This is a genomic window from Acetivibrio saccincola, assembly GCF_002844395.1.
Lineage (GTDB): Bacteria > Bacillota > Clostridia > Acetivibrionales > Acetivibrionaceae > Herbivorax > Herbivorax saccincola.
Genome location: NZ_CP025197.1, coordinates 1741776 through 1759485, shown reverse-complemented (window position 1 = coordinate 1759485; position 17710 = coordinate 1741776). Strand labels below are relative to the sequence as shown.

Sequence of the window (17710 nt, the reverse complement as noted above, 5' to 3'; positions counted from 1 at the left end):
TGTAAGGTTTTTTAGAATAAAATATGTAAAAAAACACATCTTTATTGAATACTATTACATATTTACAAATAATATAATAAAATAAAATCAGGATGTATATATATACATCCTGATTTTTGTTTTTATAAAATCTGCATTTATATTTACTTTTTTGCTTTATTCAGCTACTGTATTTAAGGAATATACATATCCTAGTACATACGCCAGTGGTGAGTTCCAGTAAATACAGATTTCGTTGGTAGCATAACTTCCAGTTACGTCTGCATAACGCCTTGCCGGTGGTGTATTTTCATCTACCATCTGGGAAACAGGATCCCATATTTCATTCATTATTTCTGCATTAGGACCACCTACAAGCATACCCGGTACAGTGGTTTCAAGTACAGCTGAAGGTCTGTGGTGAGGATTTTGTGCGCTCTTTTCCCCGAATGCTGTTACATAGCTTATATCGTTTGCATTTCTTCCAAGGAAATAATGTATCTGGTCTAAAACAGCTTCTTTATATCTTGGATCCGGCTCTATCATATCTGCAAATATCAGCATCATAGCCCGGTCAGCTAAATCTTTATTGCTGCCCCATACATAATAGTCTAATGCAACTTTGTATCCGTCTTTTTCCCATATTTTTAATATACTTTGTGCATTGTTTATAAATGCATTCTTAGTTTTTTGATACAATTCGGTGTCTTCTTCAATTAAAGGATTAGTGAGTATTGCCACATGTGCATAAGAGCCCATTTCTACCCATCCAAAACCTGGTTTTGGAAGATAGTTGTCTTCCATATATTTCAGATATTTCTCGTCTCCGGTGGTTTTATATAGTTCTGCTGCTGCCCAGTAGCGTTCGTCCGTCGCACTGACATCATTGTATGTTCCGGTTGTGAAGAATGACGGATCAGTGTACCTGTTTACAGTTGGATTTTCTTCCAGCCATTCCCATGCAAATATTGCTGCATCCAGACACTGATTTGCAAATTCTTCATCAATATCTTTGTACATTCTGTATGCATATGCCATAACTGCTGCAAAGTCCCCTGTTGCCTGTGCTGATACAGGTGACAAATACAATGGTGATTTATCCTCATGAGGTAAAATAGTCATAGGTGCATGGTCTTTTGCAGTAACTTTGTGGTATACACCGCCTGTTTCAGGATTTTGCATTTTTAGCATCCATTCCAGTTCGTATCTTATTTCACCCAGTAGTTTTTCCGGTCCTCCAAAATCAATTTCCTGTGTAGTTGGGAAATGTTCTGCAGTCAATAACAAGTCTGCAACCGCTTTTGATGCAGGAGTGATATATCTTCCAAAATCACCCGCATCGTACCATCCGCCGTGTACATCTATTTCCACATCTCCATATACAGGGTCATCCGGATCATAGTAGGAAGCTTTTTGAGTATGACCTGCTTCACGTGCAAACAGTTCACCTACATATTCTGCTTCCAATTCACCGCTTCTTTGATAGTAGAACATCTTTAACACTGCTTTAGTTACTTCATCATATACATCCTCAGCTATACCAAATACCGGTGATACATCATTTCTTACTTTCACGTAGTAGTTTCCGTTGTAGTCAAAAGAAGTAAAGTCAGCTGCACGTGTAATATCACCGCTATTAGGGTCTACAACCGGATTACCGTCTTTATCTTTGCTGTATAATGAAAGGTTTCCGGTAAACACAAGCTGGTCATCTTCTGTATAGAGCCTGAATGTACGCTCATCTGAAATTACAAATGCAACTTTGTTATCTTCCGGACGGTACCCAATTTGATTTAAGCGTATAGGATTTTCCTTTTCCTCTTCCGGAAGGGTACCTTCTGTCATAACAAGGTTGAAATCATCAAAGTAGAAATACTCGTCAACTTCAGTCGGCTCTCCGTACACTCCTAAATTGAAGCAGAAGCGTGCAAGTGTATCGTCTTCATACATCATGGTAAACTCTTTTTCATAAGTCTGCCATTCTTCAGACATTCTTATTCTGTCTTCAAGGTAGCCTATATAGAATCCTCCGTTTTCCTGAATACGTACTTGTACACTCCGGTCCACATTTCCTTTATACCTGAAGGAAAGCTTGTACTTATTTCCTTCATAAAGTTTTACACCGTCTTGGTAGAACTGAATTGAATAATCTTCAGTACCTGTATTAGTAATATGTATTACTGCTTCTTCATCCTCAACTTTGAATGTTGCCTCTGCATCAGCCATTGTAAATAGTCCCCAATTTCTGGTTCCTGATGAAAAGTCCGCATTTCTTATCATATTTCCTTCAGGGTCTTCTTTCTTTGTTCCGGTACCATAGTCAATATAGTAAACTTCTACATTGTCAAGGTATACAAAATATGTTTCTCCTTCTTCACCAAAACCACCAAGCTGGAATTGTAAAAGTACGTCAATTTCTTCAGGCACCTCAAAATCGTCAAATACTACATTCTTAAATTCTTCGCCTGCAGCTATTTCAAATACTTTTCTATATATTTCATTTTCCTCATCAGGTTTTGAAGGGTCAACAATCTGGAATATTGCTGTTTTATCTATATCAGATGCTATATCAAAGGAAATTGTATATGTTCTTCCAGGTTCTACAATGAAAGCACGCCAGTTACCCATCATTACATCCCATGGGTTTTCATGACCGCCTTCAATTTCTATTGAAGCATAACCGTTATCTGCTGTTAAAACACATGTATCAGAAGCCCACCATGCATTTGTCCTTCCTGTAAAGCTTCCATTGGCAACATCTGCATAAACAATGTTCGGTATTTCTTTTATTTCAACATTATCTACATAGATGTTGTATACTTCTCCTTCTTCGCCAAATGAACCCAGTTGGAATGCAAATTTTGCACCAAAATCATCAATTGGTTCAAAGTCATCAAATGTAAATGTAACAAGTTCACTTCCTGCAGGAACTGTAATAGTTTTTCCAAATACTTCTGCATCTTTTTCGTCAGCATTTACTATCTGGAACCTTATATTTTGCTCAATCTCACTTGCTATATCAAATGAAACCTGGTAATTTACTCCGCCTTCCAGCTGGAATACCTGATAATAGCCAATCATAACATCCCACGGATCCACTGAACCGCCTTCAAGTTCAACTACACCGACGCCATCTTCAACTGTAAGGGTACATTCATTGCTCCACCAGCCGTTTATTCCTTTTGAGAAATCACCGTTAGGAACCCTGTTTTTAAAGCGGTCTGGATCAATAACTACTTCACCCGGATCACTTGGGTCTTGATAGTCTCCTGTTCTTTCAATAGCAAGATTACTTACTTTTACAGCATGATACCCTATAAATTCATCTTGGTCAAAATATCCTAAACGTATGGAAAATTTTGCAGGTACGTCTTCAGCAACTGCAAAAGGAATCTCAACGGACTCCGGAGTTTCAGCTAATGTAACAGGTACCACCTGATCTAAAATAACTTCCCCGTTTATATCATCTTTTTCTAAAACAACGCGTACACTGCGGAGTTTTTCAGAAAAATCAGGTGAGCCTCCAAGGGAAACGGATAAATTGTACTCTCCTTTATCCAGTTCAAAAAGATCCTCGTATATAAGCTGTATGTCATCCTCTGAAGTTCCTGTATCATAAATTCTTACTTCTGCTCCAGTTAGTTTTGAAGCTTTCATTTCAGCACTTGTATGGGACAGAGTATACAAAGTCCATCCGGCAACGGTATCGGTTTTTTCCGTTATAACTTTTGGCTCATCCGGATCTTCTTCTTTATCTTCAGCAGGAAACTTACTTATCACTTCAAGTATATACCTGCTTACCAATGCTGCGTCAATAGTATCAACTAAATTGTCTCCGCTTACATCTGCAACTTTAAATTGCCAGGAACCAGGCAATAATCTTTCTTCATATAAAATGTGTTTCATAATTATTGAGTAGTCAATGCTTGTAACTTTTTCATCCCCATCTAAGTCACCGTACATGAACTCAGGCAGTACTAAAGCTTCTGAGTCATCCCCTTCTCCGGCTCCTGTCGCCAGTACTTGCGGTGTCAAAAGAGTCAAAACCATAGCAAGTACCAAAAATAGTGTCAAGCTTTTTTTGGCCATTACTTTACCACTCCTTTTTGATAATTTTTATTTTAAATAAGTAAAATTATTGTACACCAAAAACTAAATAATCTGCTTTTTATAGTAGTATTTGGCACATTTAGTGGTGTAATAAAGATTTTTATAACAGATATATGGAATGTTAGATGAATGTTAGATAAAGTTTAGAAGAAGTTTGTCCAATGTTTAGATAAGGTTTTTAATGAAACTTACATAAAGTTTAATACGTTAATTATTGCGTTTGGTTAATTGCCTTATTTATTTAGTTTGGTTATACAAATGATTTTACTTAAATAATAAAATACAATTATATAAAGCGTATAGGTGCATCTTTCTTGTTATTTTTATTTTAATATTCTTTTTTAACAGTACATCTTATATATCTATATTTATAATACCACATATTCTAATTTTTTGGATATATGAATATAAATTTTTCGACTACCTTTAAATATATGCGCATACTCTCAAATTTTTGGGTACTTAGTTTTTATTTTTATGTACTTAAAATAAAAATATTATCGAATTACCTATTGTTTTCCCTTGTTTACAGTCTTTTAATACAAAAAACGCAGGTTTTTACCCGCGTTGTTTTTACTCACATTTTTTGTGTAAAACCTATATGTCTTAAAACCACCTTTTTTTACGGAAGTTGATTTTTATACTGTTCATTAGATATATTACCCATAGGATCCACTATTCCTTGTCTGTCCAATTTATTTGTATAGAATTCTTCATAGTCTTCATATCCGCCCATATCCTGGGGAGTGTCTGCTGAACCCTGTTTTAAAAGATCATTTAACTGGTCTATTCCTTCAAATTCATCATCTTCCCTTGAATTAAGATACTTTCTTCCTATAGGTATATCTATAACCTTTTCCTCTACAGGTCTCTGATTCTTTAAAGTTGCCATTTTTTCCTCCCTATCTTTTTCACAATCAATGCAAAGCCTGGAATAAGGCAGTGCTTCAAGCCTTTCATATGAAATTTCTTCATCACAAATCTCACATTTTCCATATTTACCATTATCTATTTTGTCCAAAGCTTCATTTATTTCCTGTAACAGATGCTCTTCATGTACTTTAAGGGCATTATTTAGCTCAAACTGAAATAATTCCGTTGCAATTTCTGCAGGATGGTTATCATAATTAGACAGTTCACCGGGAGAATCCACATCTTGTTCTGCAATCTTATGGTTTTTCATATTATTTATTGTATTTTCAATTTCTTCTTTTTGCTTATGAAGTAATTGCTTTAATGTATCTATTTTCAATTCATTTATATTATTGGTTATATTGCTTTGTGCGCTGTTATCTATATTATTATCCATCATTTTTTCCTCCTTATTTAAACTCATATTTTTATAAAACTTATAAAGAATAAAAAAGTATTAATTAATTTATACAAAGGATAACTTTTTATTTGATGTTTATTATGGAAGAAAAAAAATGACGGTTTAATATTATGTTGAAACTTTTACTATTTACAAATATAATAAAGCTATGTTTAGTAAAGCTGTATTATTTTTAAAACAGGAGGAACAAATATGGACTACAAAGTTGATATAGGTGTATTCGGCGGTTCAGGATTTTATTCTTTTTTATCAAATGTAGTGGAAATAGAAGTTGATACTCCTTATGGAAAACCCAGCGACAAAATAGCCATTGCTGATTATGCAGGAAAGAAAATTGCTTTTTTGCCCCGCCACGGCAAGGCACATCAATTCCCACCGCATATGATTCCATACAGGGCCAATCTTTATGCAATGAAAATGTTGGGGGCAAAAAAAATACTTGCACCTACGGCTTCAGGGAGTTTAAAGCCTGAAATAAAGCCTGGGGATTTTGTGATATGCGATCAGTTTGTCGACAGGACAACAGGACGTAAAGACACCTTTTTTGACGGTCCTGTAACTAAGCATATCAGTTCTGCCCATCCCTATTGTTCTGAACTTAGACAAATTGCTATAAATGCAGGAAAAGATTTAGGAATTACAACTCATGAAAAGGGAACTGTAGTTGTTATTCAGGGACCTAGGTTTTCAACAGTTGCCGAAAGCAGATGGTTTAGTAAAATGGGCTGGGATGTAATAAATATGACTCAATACCCCGAAGTTTACCTTGCAAAAGAACTGGGAATATGCTATGCAAATATAGCCCTTATCACAGATTATGATGCAGGACTTGAAGGACGTGACGATATAGCGCCTGTTACTGAAGAGGAAGTTTTAAAGGTATTTGACGAAAATAATGAAAAAGTTAAAAAAATGCTGTTTGAAATTATTAAAAGAATTGACACAGACTCAAAAAACTGTGACTGCCCTGAGTTTGACTTAAAGGAATTGTCTTTACCGTAAACTTTTAAATTTAAAATAGATAGACAAATAGATGACTCTTTTTTATTGATACTCTTGTTAAATAATTTAAATATACTGTACTTATAAAAGAGCTGGCAAATGCCAGCTCTTTTATGAGTTTAAACTGTAAGTAACCTAACTGCTGTAAACATCTTTATACTTTCTAATAATGTCTAAAACTTCTACCGGAAAAGATAATTCCGGCGATACCTATTATTTTGTTCATGTATTTAATTCCAAATAATAACCTGCTGCTGGAAAACACATAGACTGATGTCGCAGTCATTATAATACTGAGTAATACATATAATAACTGTTTTGATGTGCTTTGCTTTATAACTATCTTTTTTTCATTCATTGTAATAAACCTCTTTTAAGTAAATTATAATGATTTAAATTAAATTTAGGTGATTTCTTTCTCTTGTAGACAGGACAATAGGACGTAAAGAGAACATCCCTATTGATTATAAACTTCTTTGTAATTTTTAATAATTTCTAAAACCTTCTCCGGTTTATAGCTAGTTGATCCAAGTGTTATTGACACCGGCGGGGCTCCTGTTTTTAAATTCCTCTTTATCATGTTTTTTTTAAATGAAGATAAACCTTTTAGTTTTTCTTCTATATTTTCAACATCAATACAAATAAAAGACTCATTAAGCACATCTTTAATGTAGACTGATTTTATATCATGCCATGGAATAAAACCAATACTAACAGCACTGGAGTTATCTGTAATACCATTCCGGTCAATAACAAGGACAGCTTTAGGTTTTATAAAGCATTTAATTATATAAATTGAAGCAGCTCCAAAAAATATAATTCCAGCAGCTCCTATTATTTTACTAACAAAAGTAATACCAAATATAGGCATGTTGATAAAAAACACAAAAACTGATGATACAACCATTATAATACTGAGTAATAGCAGCGAAAACTGTTTTAATTGATTCTGTTTAATAACTATCTTATCCATTTCTAAATCCCCTTCTCAATCTATATTAGTTTATATGTTAATTTTACCATAATAATCAAATAAAATCAATTATTTTTAATTATTTTTATTTAAAGAAATACATTTGAATAAAAATAATATACTATAATCTTTGTATAGCTTGTATTTACTTTTCCATTATGCTATTATTAATAAAAATTAAATAATAAACACACACGGGGTGCTGGTTTTCCGGCTGAGAGCGGAGTTTTCCGCAACCCGCATAACCTGATCTGGATAATACCAGCGTAGGGATAGAGTAAATAGCATTTTACCGCCTATGTTGGGCGGTTTTTTGTTAATTTGAATAATAAAATATTGATTTGTCTAATGTTAGTTTATGAAATATTAGTTTATGTAATTAAAAAAATATAATATGGATTTCAAATAGGAAAGGAGCTTTAAAAATATGGCAAATATAAATGTATCACTTCAGGTTTTGCCAAGTGTACCTGAAGAAAGGGTTTATCCTGTTGTGGACAAGGTAATTGAAATGATAAAAGAAAGCGGTGTCAAATATGAAGTAGGTCCAATGGAAACAACTATGGAAGGGGACTTGGACACCCTTTTGGAAATTGTCAAAAAGGCACAAAAAATCTGTACGCAGGAAGGGGCAAAAAGGGTTGTATCTGTAGTTAAAATTGACTACAAAGAGGAAGGCGTGACCATGGATGAAAAGATTTCCAAGTACAGGTAATCCCATTTATCCGTCCATAGCCCTTGTACTTTTTGTCATTTTGTGGGAAGTGGTTGTAAAAGTAAAAGATATAAAAGAATATGTCCTGCCGGCACCTTCGGCTATTTTAAATGAGTTTATAAAGTCTAAGGATTTACTCCTTTCCCACTCAATTACAACAATAACCGAAACTGTTTTAGGCTTTATATTAGGTGTAATATTGGCGGTTTTATTGTCTGTAATAATGAGCAATTTTAAAATTATACGCAGCATCTTTTACCCTTTTATGGTGCTTTCTCAAACCGTACCAATAATTGTAATTGCCCCATTAATTACAATTTGGTTTGGGATAGGTATTGTGTCAAAATTAATTGTCTGTGTGCTGGTGGTTTTCTTCCCTGTGGCTCTTAGCCTTACGGAAGGATTAAACTCATATGACAGAGACTTTGAAGAACTTCTTAAATGCATGAATGCAAGCAGGATGCAGATTTTTACCAAAGTAAAACTCCCCTCAGCATTGGTCCACTTCTTTTCAGGACTAAAGCTTGCAGCGGCATATGCCGTAATGGGGACTGTAATGTCTGAGTGGACCGGGGCACAAAAGGGACTAGGTATTTTCCTCACCCGCTCAATGAAATCCTTTAAAACTGCTGCAATGTTTGCAGATATTGTGATAATTTCACTTTTTAGTATTTTATTATTTGCAATTATAAGCATAATAGAAAAGAAAACAATAAAATGGGAGTTAAAAGGATGATTAACATGAAAAAAAATATACTAAAGCTATTATTTACATTGATTATTATTAGCCTGTCTTTGACAAGTCTTCTGTCAGGCTGTACAAAGCAGGAAACTGTAGAGCCGGAGGATACCATACCTTCAAAAGGGAGTACTGATAATTTAGACAGTACTGATAATTTGCAAGATGTAACATTTGTATTAGACTGGACTCCCAATACAAATCACACCGGGGTTTATGTGGCAAAGGTAAAGGGTTTTTTTGAAAAAGAAGGTCTTAATGTTTCTATAATACAGCCCGGTGAATCTTCCGCCGACCAGCTTGTGGCATCAAATACCGCCCAGTTTGGTATAAGTTATCAAGAAGGAGTTACATTTGCACGTTCTGCAGATATACCTATAGTTTCAATTGCAGCTGTAATCCAGCACAACACCTCCGGATTTGGCTCACTGAAGTCAAAGGGAATAAATTCCCCTAAGGATTTTGAAGGTAAAAAGTACGGCGGTTGGGGTTCTGAAGTTGAAACTGCAATGGTAAAGCAAATTGTAAAAGATGCCGGAGGGGATCCGGAAAAGGTTGAAATACTTACTACAGGTACTTTGGACTTCTTAACCGCCAGTGAAACAGGTCAAATTGACTTTGCCTGGATTTTTGAAGGTTGGGATTATATAAATGCCACAAATAAAGGAGCAGAAATCAACTATATTTCCCTAAGGGAGCTTTCAGACATCTTTGACTACTACACTCCTGTAATAATAACAAACGAAAACAATATCAACAACAACCCTGAACTTGTTAAAAGCTTTATGAGGGCTGTACAGGAAGGTTATAAATTTGCAATGGAAAATCCTGACGAGGCCGCAGAATGCCTTTTAGAACTTGCACCGGAGCTTGACAGGGAACTTGTTGTAAAAAGCCAAAAGTATCTTGCTTCAAAGTACCAGGATGACGCTCCATACTGGGGTATGCAAAAAAAAGAAGTGTGGGAAAGGTATATGAACTGGCTTTACCAAAATGAATTCATCCCTTCCCCTATTGATGTGGAAAAAGCATTTACCAATGAGTTTTTGCAAGGAGAGTAAATTAATTAATGAGTACTAAAATTGAACTTAAAAATTTAAGCAAAACATTTATACATAATAACAAACCCCTTGAGGTGTTAAAGAATATAAATATAACCCTCAAGGAAAACCAATTTGTGTCTTTAATAGGTCCCAGTGGCTGCGGCAAAAGCACAATACTTAGAATTTTAGTTGGTTTGGAAAAAGACTTTACCGGGGACATTTTAGTCTCCGGCAGAAAACTTTCCAAAACTTCAGCACAATTTGCCTACATGCCTCAAAAGGACCTCTTAATGCCCTGGCGCACTGTGTACAAAAACATCACTCTTGCACCTGAGATTAGTGGAAAGCTTGATAAATTACAGGATTTAAACTTATCAAGATTAATTAAGGAATTTGGACTTGAGGGGTTTGAAAATTTCTACCCCTCTGAAATATCAGGTGGAATGAGACAGCGTGCAAACCTCCTTAGAACCTTTTTAATGAACAGCGATATAATGCTTTTGGACGAACCCTTTGGCGCATTAGATGCAATAACCCGCATGGAAATGCAGGAATGGCTGTTAGGGGTACTTAATGAACACAAAAAAACCGTGCTCTTTATCACCCATGACATTGACGAAGCTGTTATTCTCTCAGACAGGGTTTATGTACTGTCTAAAAGACCAGCTTCCGTCACTGCCACAGTGGATATCGGTCTTAAAAGACCCAGGACACGGGAAATTCTTACAACACAGGAGTTTTTAAATTATAAAAACATTATATTAAAGGCACTTAAATAAAATCATATAAACATAATCAAAAATATAATCATTTAAATAAAATCAAAGTGAAGGTATAACCCCGAGTATAAATCTTATCATCAATGAATAATCCCTTGAATCTATAACCCCGTCACCGGTAACATCAGCATTAAAGTGTACCTTCTCTGAAAGTTCGGTTATGTTTAATAAATGTCTTGTCAACATGGCACAGTCCCTTGAATCCACTTCCCCGTCCCCGTTGATGTCGCCTTTTATACCTGTTTGCATTTCATTTATAATCTTTGCACTTACCTTTATTTGGGATACCACCTTCCCGTCCGGAGCCGGTATGCCAAAATAAGGGGTGCCATCAGGATTCCAGTATAGTTTCTGTATACGGGTATGCCTGCCTGCATCGTAAAGGGGTTCATAATTGTTGCTTATATACCTTTCTTCTCTCCTTGCATGGTACACAATAATATCATCCACACCGTCTTCTGAAACTGTAAATGAATTATGCCCGGGACCGTATTGACCCGTTGATGCATTAGACCACATAATAGGTTCAGGTTTTTTTACCCATGAATCAGGGTTTAATAAATTGCTGTTTTCATCAGCTGTTAAAAGCCCGACACAGTAAGATGCATCTGTAGCACTGGCAGAGTAAGTGAGAAATATTTTGCCGTTTCTCTTAATTACAGCTGCTCCCTCATTTACTTGGTGTCCCTGCTTTTCCCAATCGTAAACAGGTTCGGCGATTTTTACTGCATTATCAATGGTTATAGGATCCACCATCCTGGCAATATACAAATTAGAGTAAGGGTCATTTTGAGCCCAAACCAAATATCTTACGCCCTTATGTTCAAAAACCGTTGCATCCAGTGAAAAACCTCTAAAGGCCATATCTGAAGGATTTACCTTTCTCATCTGACCCAAGTCCTGCCAATTTGATTTTACCATTGGATCCAAATTCCCCGGACACTTTAACACATGGGGGCGTATTTGCCATACATCGGTATTGGATGCCGTAGTTGCATAATAAATATACCAATCCCCGTCAATAAAGTGTATTTCCGGCGCCCAGACATGGGGACTTTTGTTTCCTTCCAACGGAGCTTTTGTATATATTACTTTTTCCTCTGCAGAAGAAAGGCCTTCAATGGTTTTTGCCCTTCTTATTACAATCCGGTCATACTGGTACATACCCACATTATTGCGTCCGGAAGAGGCGTCCATATATGATGCGGTAAAGTAATAGTAGCCGTCAGTATGTCTGTATATGAAAGGGTCCGCCCTGTTTAATATGAGAGGATTATTATATTCATTGTTATATAAAGTCCCTTCCACCGTTATACTGCCTGAATTGAGAAGCTCTTTTTCATCAAATGAATCCCATACCACCCTGGCAGTACCGGAAGTTCCGTTGCTGTATTTTACATTTACCCTTGAAGGAAGCTTAATCTCTTCTCCCTTATTTATTTTTATCACAACATCTTCTGCACTTATTATTTTTATGGCTTCATTTTTAATGCCAAATTCCTTTTCAATTTCTTCTTGTGAAAGAGCACGGTTGTATACCTTCACATTATCAAAATATCCTTTAAAATAAAGATCTGCTGAATAAAAGGATTTTCCTAAATACGCCAATAAATCAGAGCCTAAATTTGAAACTGAAATGGATATATTGTTGTTTTTCCCAAGAAGATAGCCGTCTTTATAAATTGCCATGGTTCTTGGTGTAATTACAAGCTTTATATTCATCCACTTATTTGCTATAGGGGCTGTAGTTATTTTTGCATCCTGTTCACTGCCGTAGGAATTTAATGTAATGGCATTTCTTATTTCAGTATCCCTTGTTCTTAAAAACATGTATTTTACATTGTCTTTTCCTATGGTAAAGGTGAAAAAATTACCTGAAACAGTAACAGGCTTTATATCCATTGAAATTGTCATTGTACTCATCCCGTCAAAAAAGCCCTGGGGAAAAGCAGCAAATGTACCTGAGGTACCGTCTAAATACAAAACTTGTGAATTTTTCTTCCTGTCCATTACATAGGTTGCATTACCGTTTAAAGTGCCTGTGTTGTTGTTTCCTGAAGTATCGACAATAGTCCTGCCGGATAATCTTTCATCAAATTTATATTCAAGTACCGGATCTTTTTGGGGTTTTTGCCTTCCGGCCCATTTTTCCATAACAGCATCATATTCAGATTGGGTAATTTGAATCACTGTTCCGTGCCGTGGCGCTGAAGGCAGGGAATATTGTGACGGGGAGAGTTTTGTAAATTCCCCTGTGGAAATGTCGTGAGTGACCATTGGAAAATATCCGCTTCCACCGTAATCATCCAGTAAAAGACACCATTTATTTTCCCCGTTAAATTTAAAAACAGCCGGTCCTTCAACACCACTTAAGCTGCCCACACTTTGCGAAAAAACCTGTTGGTAGTTGTTACTGAGGAACTGACTTGCCTTTTCTATAAAAATGGTTTTATTTGATTCATTTTTTGAAAACCTGTAATACATTCCATTATGCTTTATTACAGTGGTATCAATTACATCATGGGATTTTTCTATCCACAAAACAGGTTCTGTGAAAGTGTAGAAATCTCTGGTTTTAGCCATATATATCCTTTGTTTTGCATAATTGTCCTGTGCCACCCTTGACGCCCAAAAAAGTACATACTCCCCTGTTATGTCGTCATATACAATTTCAGGAGCCCATGTACACCCTGCATCGTCCCTTGCCACCTTAACAAGTCTTTCTTTTGACCAGTTTACCAGGTCATTTGACTCCCACACAACAACACATTTGCTTCCTGAACGCTGTGCCGCAGTCCATCCTGCCCCGTTTGCAATTCTAAGGTCTGTTGCAACCATGTAGAATTTATCTCCTTCCGGGGAACGAATAATAAACGGGTCTCTTACTCCTTTGTCCCCCACATTTGAAACCAGTACAGGATTGTTCTTGTTAAGTTCCGTCCAGAAGAGGCCGTCCTCACTTGCAGCAAAATAAATTTGTTCTGCATCCGGCCTGTTGGCACCGCTAAAATATGCAAATAAATATCCTTTATAGTCTGATTCTTTAACCGGTACAGGTTTTGCCTTTACTTTAACTTTTATATTCACCGTGCCGGTTGACATTCCATAGGAAAGAAAGGCAGTTAAAGTTACATCTGTATCAGCTGCCTGCCTTGTTACAACACCCGGCGGGGTACTGTAGTAGTTTGAATTTTGAATTTCATTGGTATTTATCACATGGGGTTTGTCGCTTGTCCATGAAATGTTTACTATATTTCCGTTGACATTAAGCTTTGTAGGCAGTGTAATATTTCCCCGGATATCATTTGAATTAGGAATTGTTAACATGCTTTTGGCAGTTTCTATAATCTGGTCTTCATAACCTAAAATAGTTACGCCGCTGCCCGTTGCACTAAGGAATGGTCCTCCTATAATTATCCACACAACTATTGATATAAGCAATAAAATAGACAGCTTTTTTTTCACAATTATAACCCCCCCGTTTTATTTATATCATCCTATTTACATAGGGCTTTTTTTACTTTTTCTCCTAAGTAATTTTGGGCTATTTTAAGCAATTTGGGGAGACAGCGTAATTTCATCGCCAAAGAAATCAATTATTTTTTCTTGACATATACTCCATAATATCAGGTGTGATAACTATATTCTGACTGTAAGGATTAATAACAAAACCCATTATTCCATCTGATGACATTAGCATGGCTTTTAAATCTTCATAGGTAGAAATCAGTGTCTGTTCATTGTTTTTTGACCACTTTCCGGATTTGTTACAGGCTTATTTACATCAATCATGCGGCACCCCCAAAAATATAAAAATCTAATACACTTCATATTTTATCAAGTTTTTCCTTGTCTGTCTATCTCTCAATTTAAATTGTTACATTTTGTTTTAATTACCAAATAGTTATTAAACGATTTTTCTTAACTCTGTAATGGTATTTTGTCCTAAGAAAAAAAGCTGACTAAATTCATCTCTCTGACTAACCATATCCTTTTCCAAACCATCATACTTATATACTCCATCTGTAGTTACGACATAAAAACAAACATGACCATTTTCCGGAAGTTTAAAATCACTGTCTTTTTTCATCCGGCTTAAATATTTCTCCGATGCTTCACGGAAAGCAGAACTGGCTTCAACAACATTTTGATGTCCTCCACCACCTATTATTCCCCCACCTGTGCTCAAGTAAAGGCTTGTAGAACCATCAATTACTGAAACCAGGGTTGCAACAGAACCGGATATTTCCCATTCCATTACAGTACATAGGGATATACCGGATTTTACAACTTCCAGTCCTAAAGTTCCTACATTTAATGAAAACACCATTTTTCTTAAATCATAAAATGGGTTATCATTATTTGACTGTTTTAGATTAGTTTTTGTTGATCTTGACATAATTACAGCCTCCTCTTATCTCTCCAATTTACTCTTGATGCAGTATTCATCTCCAGACTTCTTGTAATGTTTCTCTAAATAACCTGTCTAAATGCTCCACATTTTTGCTTGTATCACTGTCTAATTGTTTGACATATTCGTTAAAATAGAGTATCTTCTCTTCTAAAAACTCATTTATTACATCAATTCTATATCCTTCATCCATTTCTTTACTTATTCTTTTTTGTCTTAGTAAATTATTAATCTCTTTTAAAAGAACAGGATCTGTAATCAATGAGTTAAGCAGTGTTTCAAAAAGCATAGGAGGCTGCGTTTTATATTTTTCTACCCACATACAGGCCATTATTGGCCTAAGCACATAAAAATACTTTTTTAATTTTACAAGATCGCCTTTTAAATATTCCCTATAATTGCCCTCAGCCATATGCAAATAATGATATACACACGAAGCCGATCTGAAATATTCTTCTTGTAATGTTTTAAGTGCTTCTATAAAATTACCGCTTTGCTTATAAATAATGGAAGAAGTCAGCCATTCTAAAAGGGTAGGATTTGATTTACTAAATAGCACCAATGTTTTTCTTATATCCCAACCGTTAATATCCAACAAATCATTAATAGGAAGTTCTATAACATCCTTTCTACTTTGTATTGACAAATACCAATCAGGTTTATGAATATAAATAAAACGAACATCATAATCACTGTCAGGAGATTCAAATCCCCAGCCCCGGCTGCCGGATTCAACGGCATAAAGGATCTTAACGTCATTTTCCCTTTCTATTTCTTCAAGTTTTTTAATTATTGTATCCCTCAACCTAAGTCTCACCCCTATGAAAATTATTATAGTGTAAAAATTCTAATTAAATTCTAACTTAAAATATATATTTTGCCGGTTTTTACAAAGTCTTATCCAGCTATCTGGAAATTCAAAATCCCTTTATTAGATTTTACCATAATAATCTGTCCATTTCTACGACAATTGCCTTAACTGCTTTTCTGAAATTAACTTTACTTTACATATCACGATTTCTTTCATTCCATATTCAAGTTGAAATAACATTTCTATTTATCCTAATTAAAACTATGTATTATGCATTTTATAATAGACACAAACATATCAAAAAACTATTTATCAATAACTAAATTTTTCATAAGTCTTGATATCCTATATGTACAGTCCTTTACCCTCAATTCTTTTTTACGCCATGAATTAGATAAAGGAAATCTAACACCGTCTTTCACAGTTGTTCCCATATCCCAGTATCCCTCACCTTCCTTTTGAGTGTTCAGCCATTCAACTACAAACATAAGCTTTTCTTTGCATCCCGGGTTTTTGTATTCTGACAATAGCTCAATAGCCGCAATGTACTTGCTTGCTTCTTTTGATTTAAACACTTCCGGCAATATAGATAATTGTCTGTCATAGATATAATAAATACCTGTCTTTTTATGCAAAATGTAATCCATTAACGCTGAAGCAGTTTTATCCTCTAAATTATCTGAAACTAATGAAATCTGATAAAAATTTGAAAAATCCAGCAGACGCCCGCCTTTAGGTGGTAGGCCATAGATTTTTTTATATGTATCTGAATACACGTTATGGTCGTATACACCCTTTTCAAATGCACAGCAAATTATTTCAGTCCATTTTTTTGCAATATTACTTGCGTTTCCAAATAATTTTGTAGACATATATAATTTAGAAATTGGAACAAAACTTATAACTGTTAATACATATAGCAGTATTAATAAAACAAATCCATCAAACCCCTCTACAATGCTTCCATCATCACTTATTCCTGATTTTAACTTCTTTTCAGCTGAATATACAGGAACTCTTTCTTTTTTTAAATCCCCGTTCCCACCCTCACTAAAACATCAGACCAGTACATGGTAGTAACTTTAACAATAAATTGTGCCCCTGTTACATTACAAGGCATAACAATAAAAGTAGGAGTCGAACCTACATAGCGTGGCCCCTCACGCTGACCATCATCCTACTTTACCCAGTAGGCGGGTTGTACTCGCTTCTAATGTTCCAGTTACCATCTATATCCATAAATTTTCTTTCACTATTAATCTTCTTTTAACTCAATTTTCCAATTGTTTTCCTGAATTTTTGTATCAATTTCCCTGTATTCCTTAGACAACGTATCTATTTCTTTTTGTATTTTTGCCACATCTACTGTACTGAAATATTTCACTTCTGATTTACTATACCTGTCAAGTTTAATTGTTGTCGCATTTATCAAGGACTCCAGAATGCTTCTTTTTTGAGAAATTGAATCTCTTTTTGCTAATAAGTCCGTGATGGTTTTCCCATTTTCTACTATAGTTAATGAATTAGTTCTATTAATTTTTTGTACAATATCAGTAAGTTTATTTATAAGGTCATTCATTTCATTCAATAAATCATAGGGATTTTCTGAAGGTTTTTCTCCTTCCTGAACTTTAGCGTTTCTAATTAATCTTTCCCGGATTTGTTCAAGCCTCTTCTGATAATCTGCTCTTAATATCAGTGCTTCTGCAAGTTTCATTCCATCTCCTCCAAACTTCAAAATATAGTACCAAAACAGCATCTCTTAAATTAACTTTTCTTCTTTTATCATATCTTTACTTTGTTTTGAATTCAAGT

Annotated in this window: 13 protein-coding genes and 1 riboswitch; of the genes, 5 read left to right on the top strand and 8 right to left on the bottom strand. The window is 35.2% G+C overall.

The features are described from left to right. Positions 1 to 156 precede the first annotated feature (156 nt). Together HVS_RS07815 and HVS_RS07810 are read right to left on the bottom strand one after the other, a co-directional pair. Positions 157 to 4068: a glycoside hydrolase family 9 protein gene (locus tag HVS_RS07815; RefSeq protein ID WP_101300914.1), complete on the bottom strand. Its 3912-nt coding sequence runs from the start codon at positions 4066 to 4068 to the stop codon at positions 157 to 159. Between the two features lie 643 nt (positions 4069 to 4711). Next, on the bottom strand, positions 4712 to 5398 hold the full coding sequence (locus tag HVS_RS07810; protein ID WP_101300912.1) for a TraR/DksA C4-type zinc finger protein: 687 nt from the start codon (positions 5396 to 5398) through the stop codon (positions 4712 to 4714). A gap of 216 nt (positions 5399 to 5614) precedes the next feature. Between HVS_RS07810 and HVS_RS07805 the strand changes: the two genes are divergently transcribed. Continuing rightward, positions 5615 to 6424 (top strand): S-methyl-5'-thioadenosine phosphorylase, encoded by an 810-nt coding sequence (locus tag HVS_RS07805; RefSeq protein ID WP_101300910.1) that lies wholly within the window; start codon positions 5615 to 5617, stop codon positions 6422 to 6424. A gap of 457 nt (positions 6425 to 6881) precedes the next feature. Here HVS_RS07805 and HVS_RS07795 read toward each other — a convergent pair whose 3' ends face one another. Next, positions 6882 to 7397 carry an STM3941 family protein gene (locus HVS_RS07795; RefSeq protein ID WP_101300906.1) on the bottom strand — a complete coding sequence of 172 codons (516 nt, stop codon included), beginning with the start codon at positions 7395 to 7397 and terminating at the stop codon, positions 6882 to 6884. A 185-nt stretch (positions 7398 to 7582) separates the two neighbouring features. Further along, a riboswitch (TPP riboswitch) is annotated at positions 7583 to 7688 on the top strand. 136 nt (positions 7689 to 7824) lie between these two features. Here HVS_RS07795 and HVS_RS07790 point away from each other — a divergent pair. The 4 genes from HVS_RS07790 to HVS_RS07775 are packed head-to-tail and all read left to right on the top strand — an operon-like array spanning position 7825 to position 10673. Continuing rightward, entirely contained in the window at positions 7825 to 8112 is a 288-nt protein-coding gene (locus HVS_RS07790; protein ID WP_101300904.1) for an MTH1187 family thiamine-binding protein, read from the top strand. Beyond that, the gene (locus HVS_RS07785; RefSeq protein ID WP_101300902.1) at positions 8087 to 8848 is read left to right on the top strand and encodes an ABC transporter permease; all 762 of its coding nucleotides are present in this window, start codon (positions 8087 to 8089) and stop codon (positions 8846 to 8848) included. The genes HVS_RS07790 and HVS_RS07785 overlap by 26 nt, the downstream gene beginning before the upstream one ends. A 5-nt stretch (positions 8849 to 8853) precedes the next feature. Next, on the top strand, positions 8854 to 9912 hold the full coding sequence (locus tag HVS_RS07780) for an ABC transporter substrate-binding protein (protein ID WP_101304150.1): 1059 nt from the start codon (positions 8854 to 8856) through the stop codon (positions 9910 to 9912). An 8-nt stretch (positions 9913 to 9920) separates the two neighbouring features. Continuing rightward, positions 9921 to 10673, top strand: a complete 753-nt coding sequence (locus HVS_RS07775; RefSeq protein ID WP_101300900.1) for an ABC transporter ATP-binding protein — start codon at positions 9921 to 9923, stop codon at positions 10671 to 10673. A gap of 42 nt (positions 10674 to 10715) precedes the next feature. Here HVS_RS07775 and HVS_RS07770 read toward each other — a convergent pair whose 3' ends face one another. From HVS_RS07770 to HVS_RS07750, 5 genes are all read right to left on the bottom strand, one after another. Beyond that, on the bottom strand, positions 10716 to 14138 hold the full coding sequence (locus HVS_RS07770) for a family 43 glycosylhydrolase (RefSeq protein ID WP_101300898.1): 3423 nt from the start codon (positions 14136 to 14138) through the stop codon (positions 10716 to 10718). Between the two features lie 442 nt (positions 14139 to 14580). Next, a complete protein-coding gene (locus HVS_RS07765; protein ID WP_101300896.1) occupies positions 14581 to 15072 on the bottom strand; it encodes a hypothetical protein in 492 nt (163 codons plus the stop codon). Positions 15073 to 15118: 46 nt separating this feature from the next. Next, positions 15119 to 15889: a nucleotidyltransferase domain-containing protein gene (locus tag HVS_RS07760; RefSeq protein ID WP_101300894.1), complete on the bottom strand. Its 771-nt coding sequence runs from the start codon at positions 15887 to 15889 to the stop codon at positions 15119 to 15121. A 311-nt stretch (positions 15890 to 16200) separates the two neighbouring features. Beyond that, positions 16201 to 16767, bottom strand: a complete 567-nt coding sequence (locus HVS_RS07755) for a hypothetical protein (RefSeq protein WP_101300891.1) — start codon at positions 16765 to 16767, stop codon at positions 16201 to 16203. Between the two features lie 383 nt (positions 16768 to 17150). Next, positions 17151 to 17612, bottom strand: a complete 462-nt coding sequence (locus HVS_RS07750; RefSeq protein WP_101300889.1) for a DIP1984 family protein — start codon at positions 17610 to 17612, stop codon at positions 17151 to 17153. Positions 17613 to 17710: the final 98 nt, after the last annotated feature.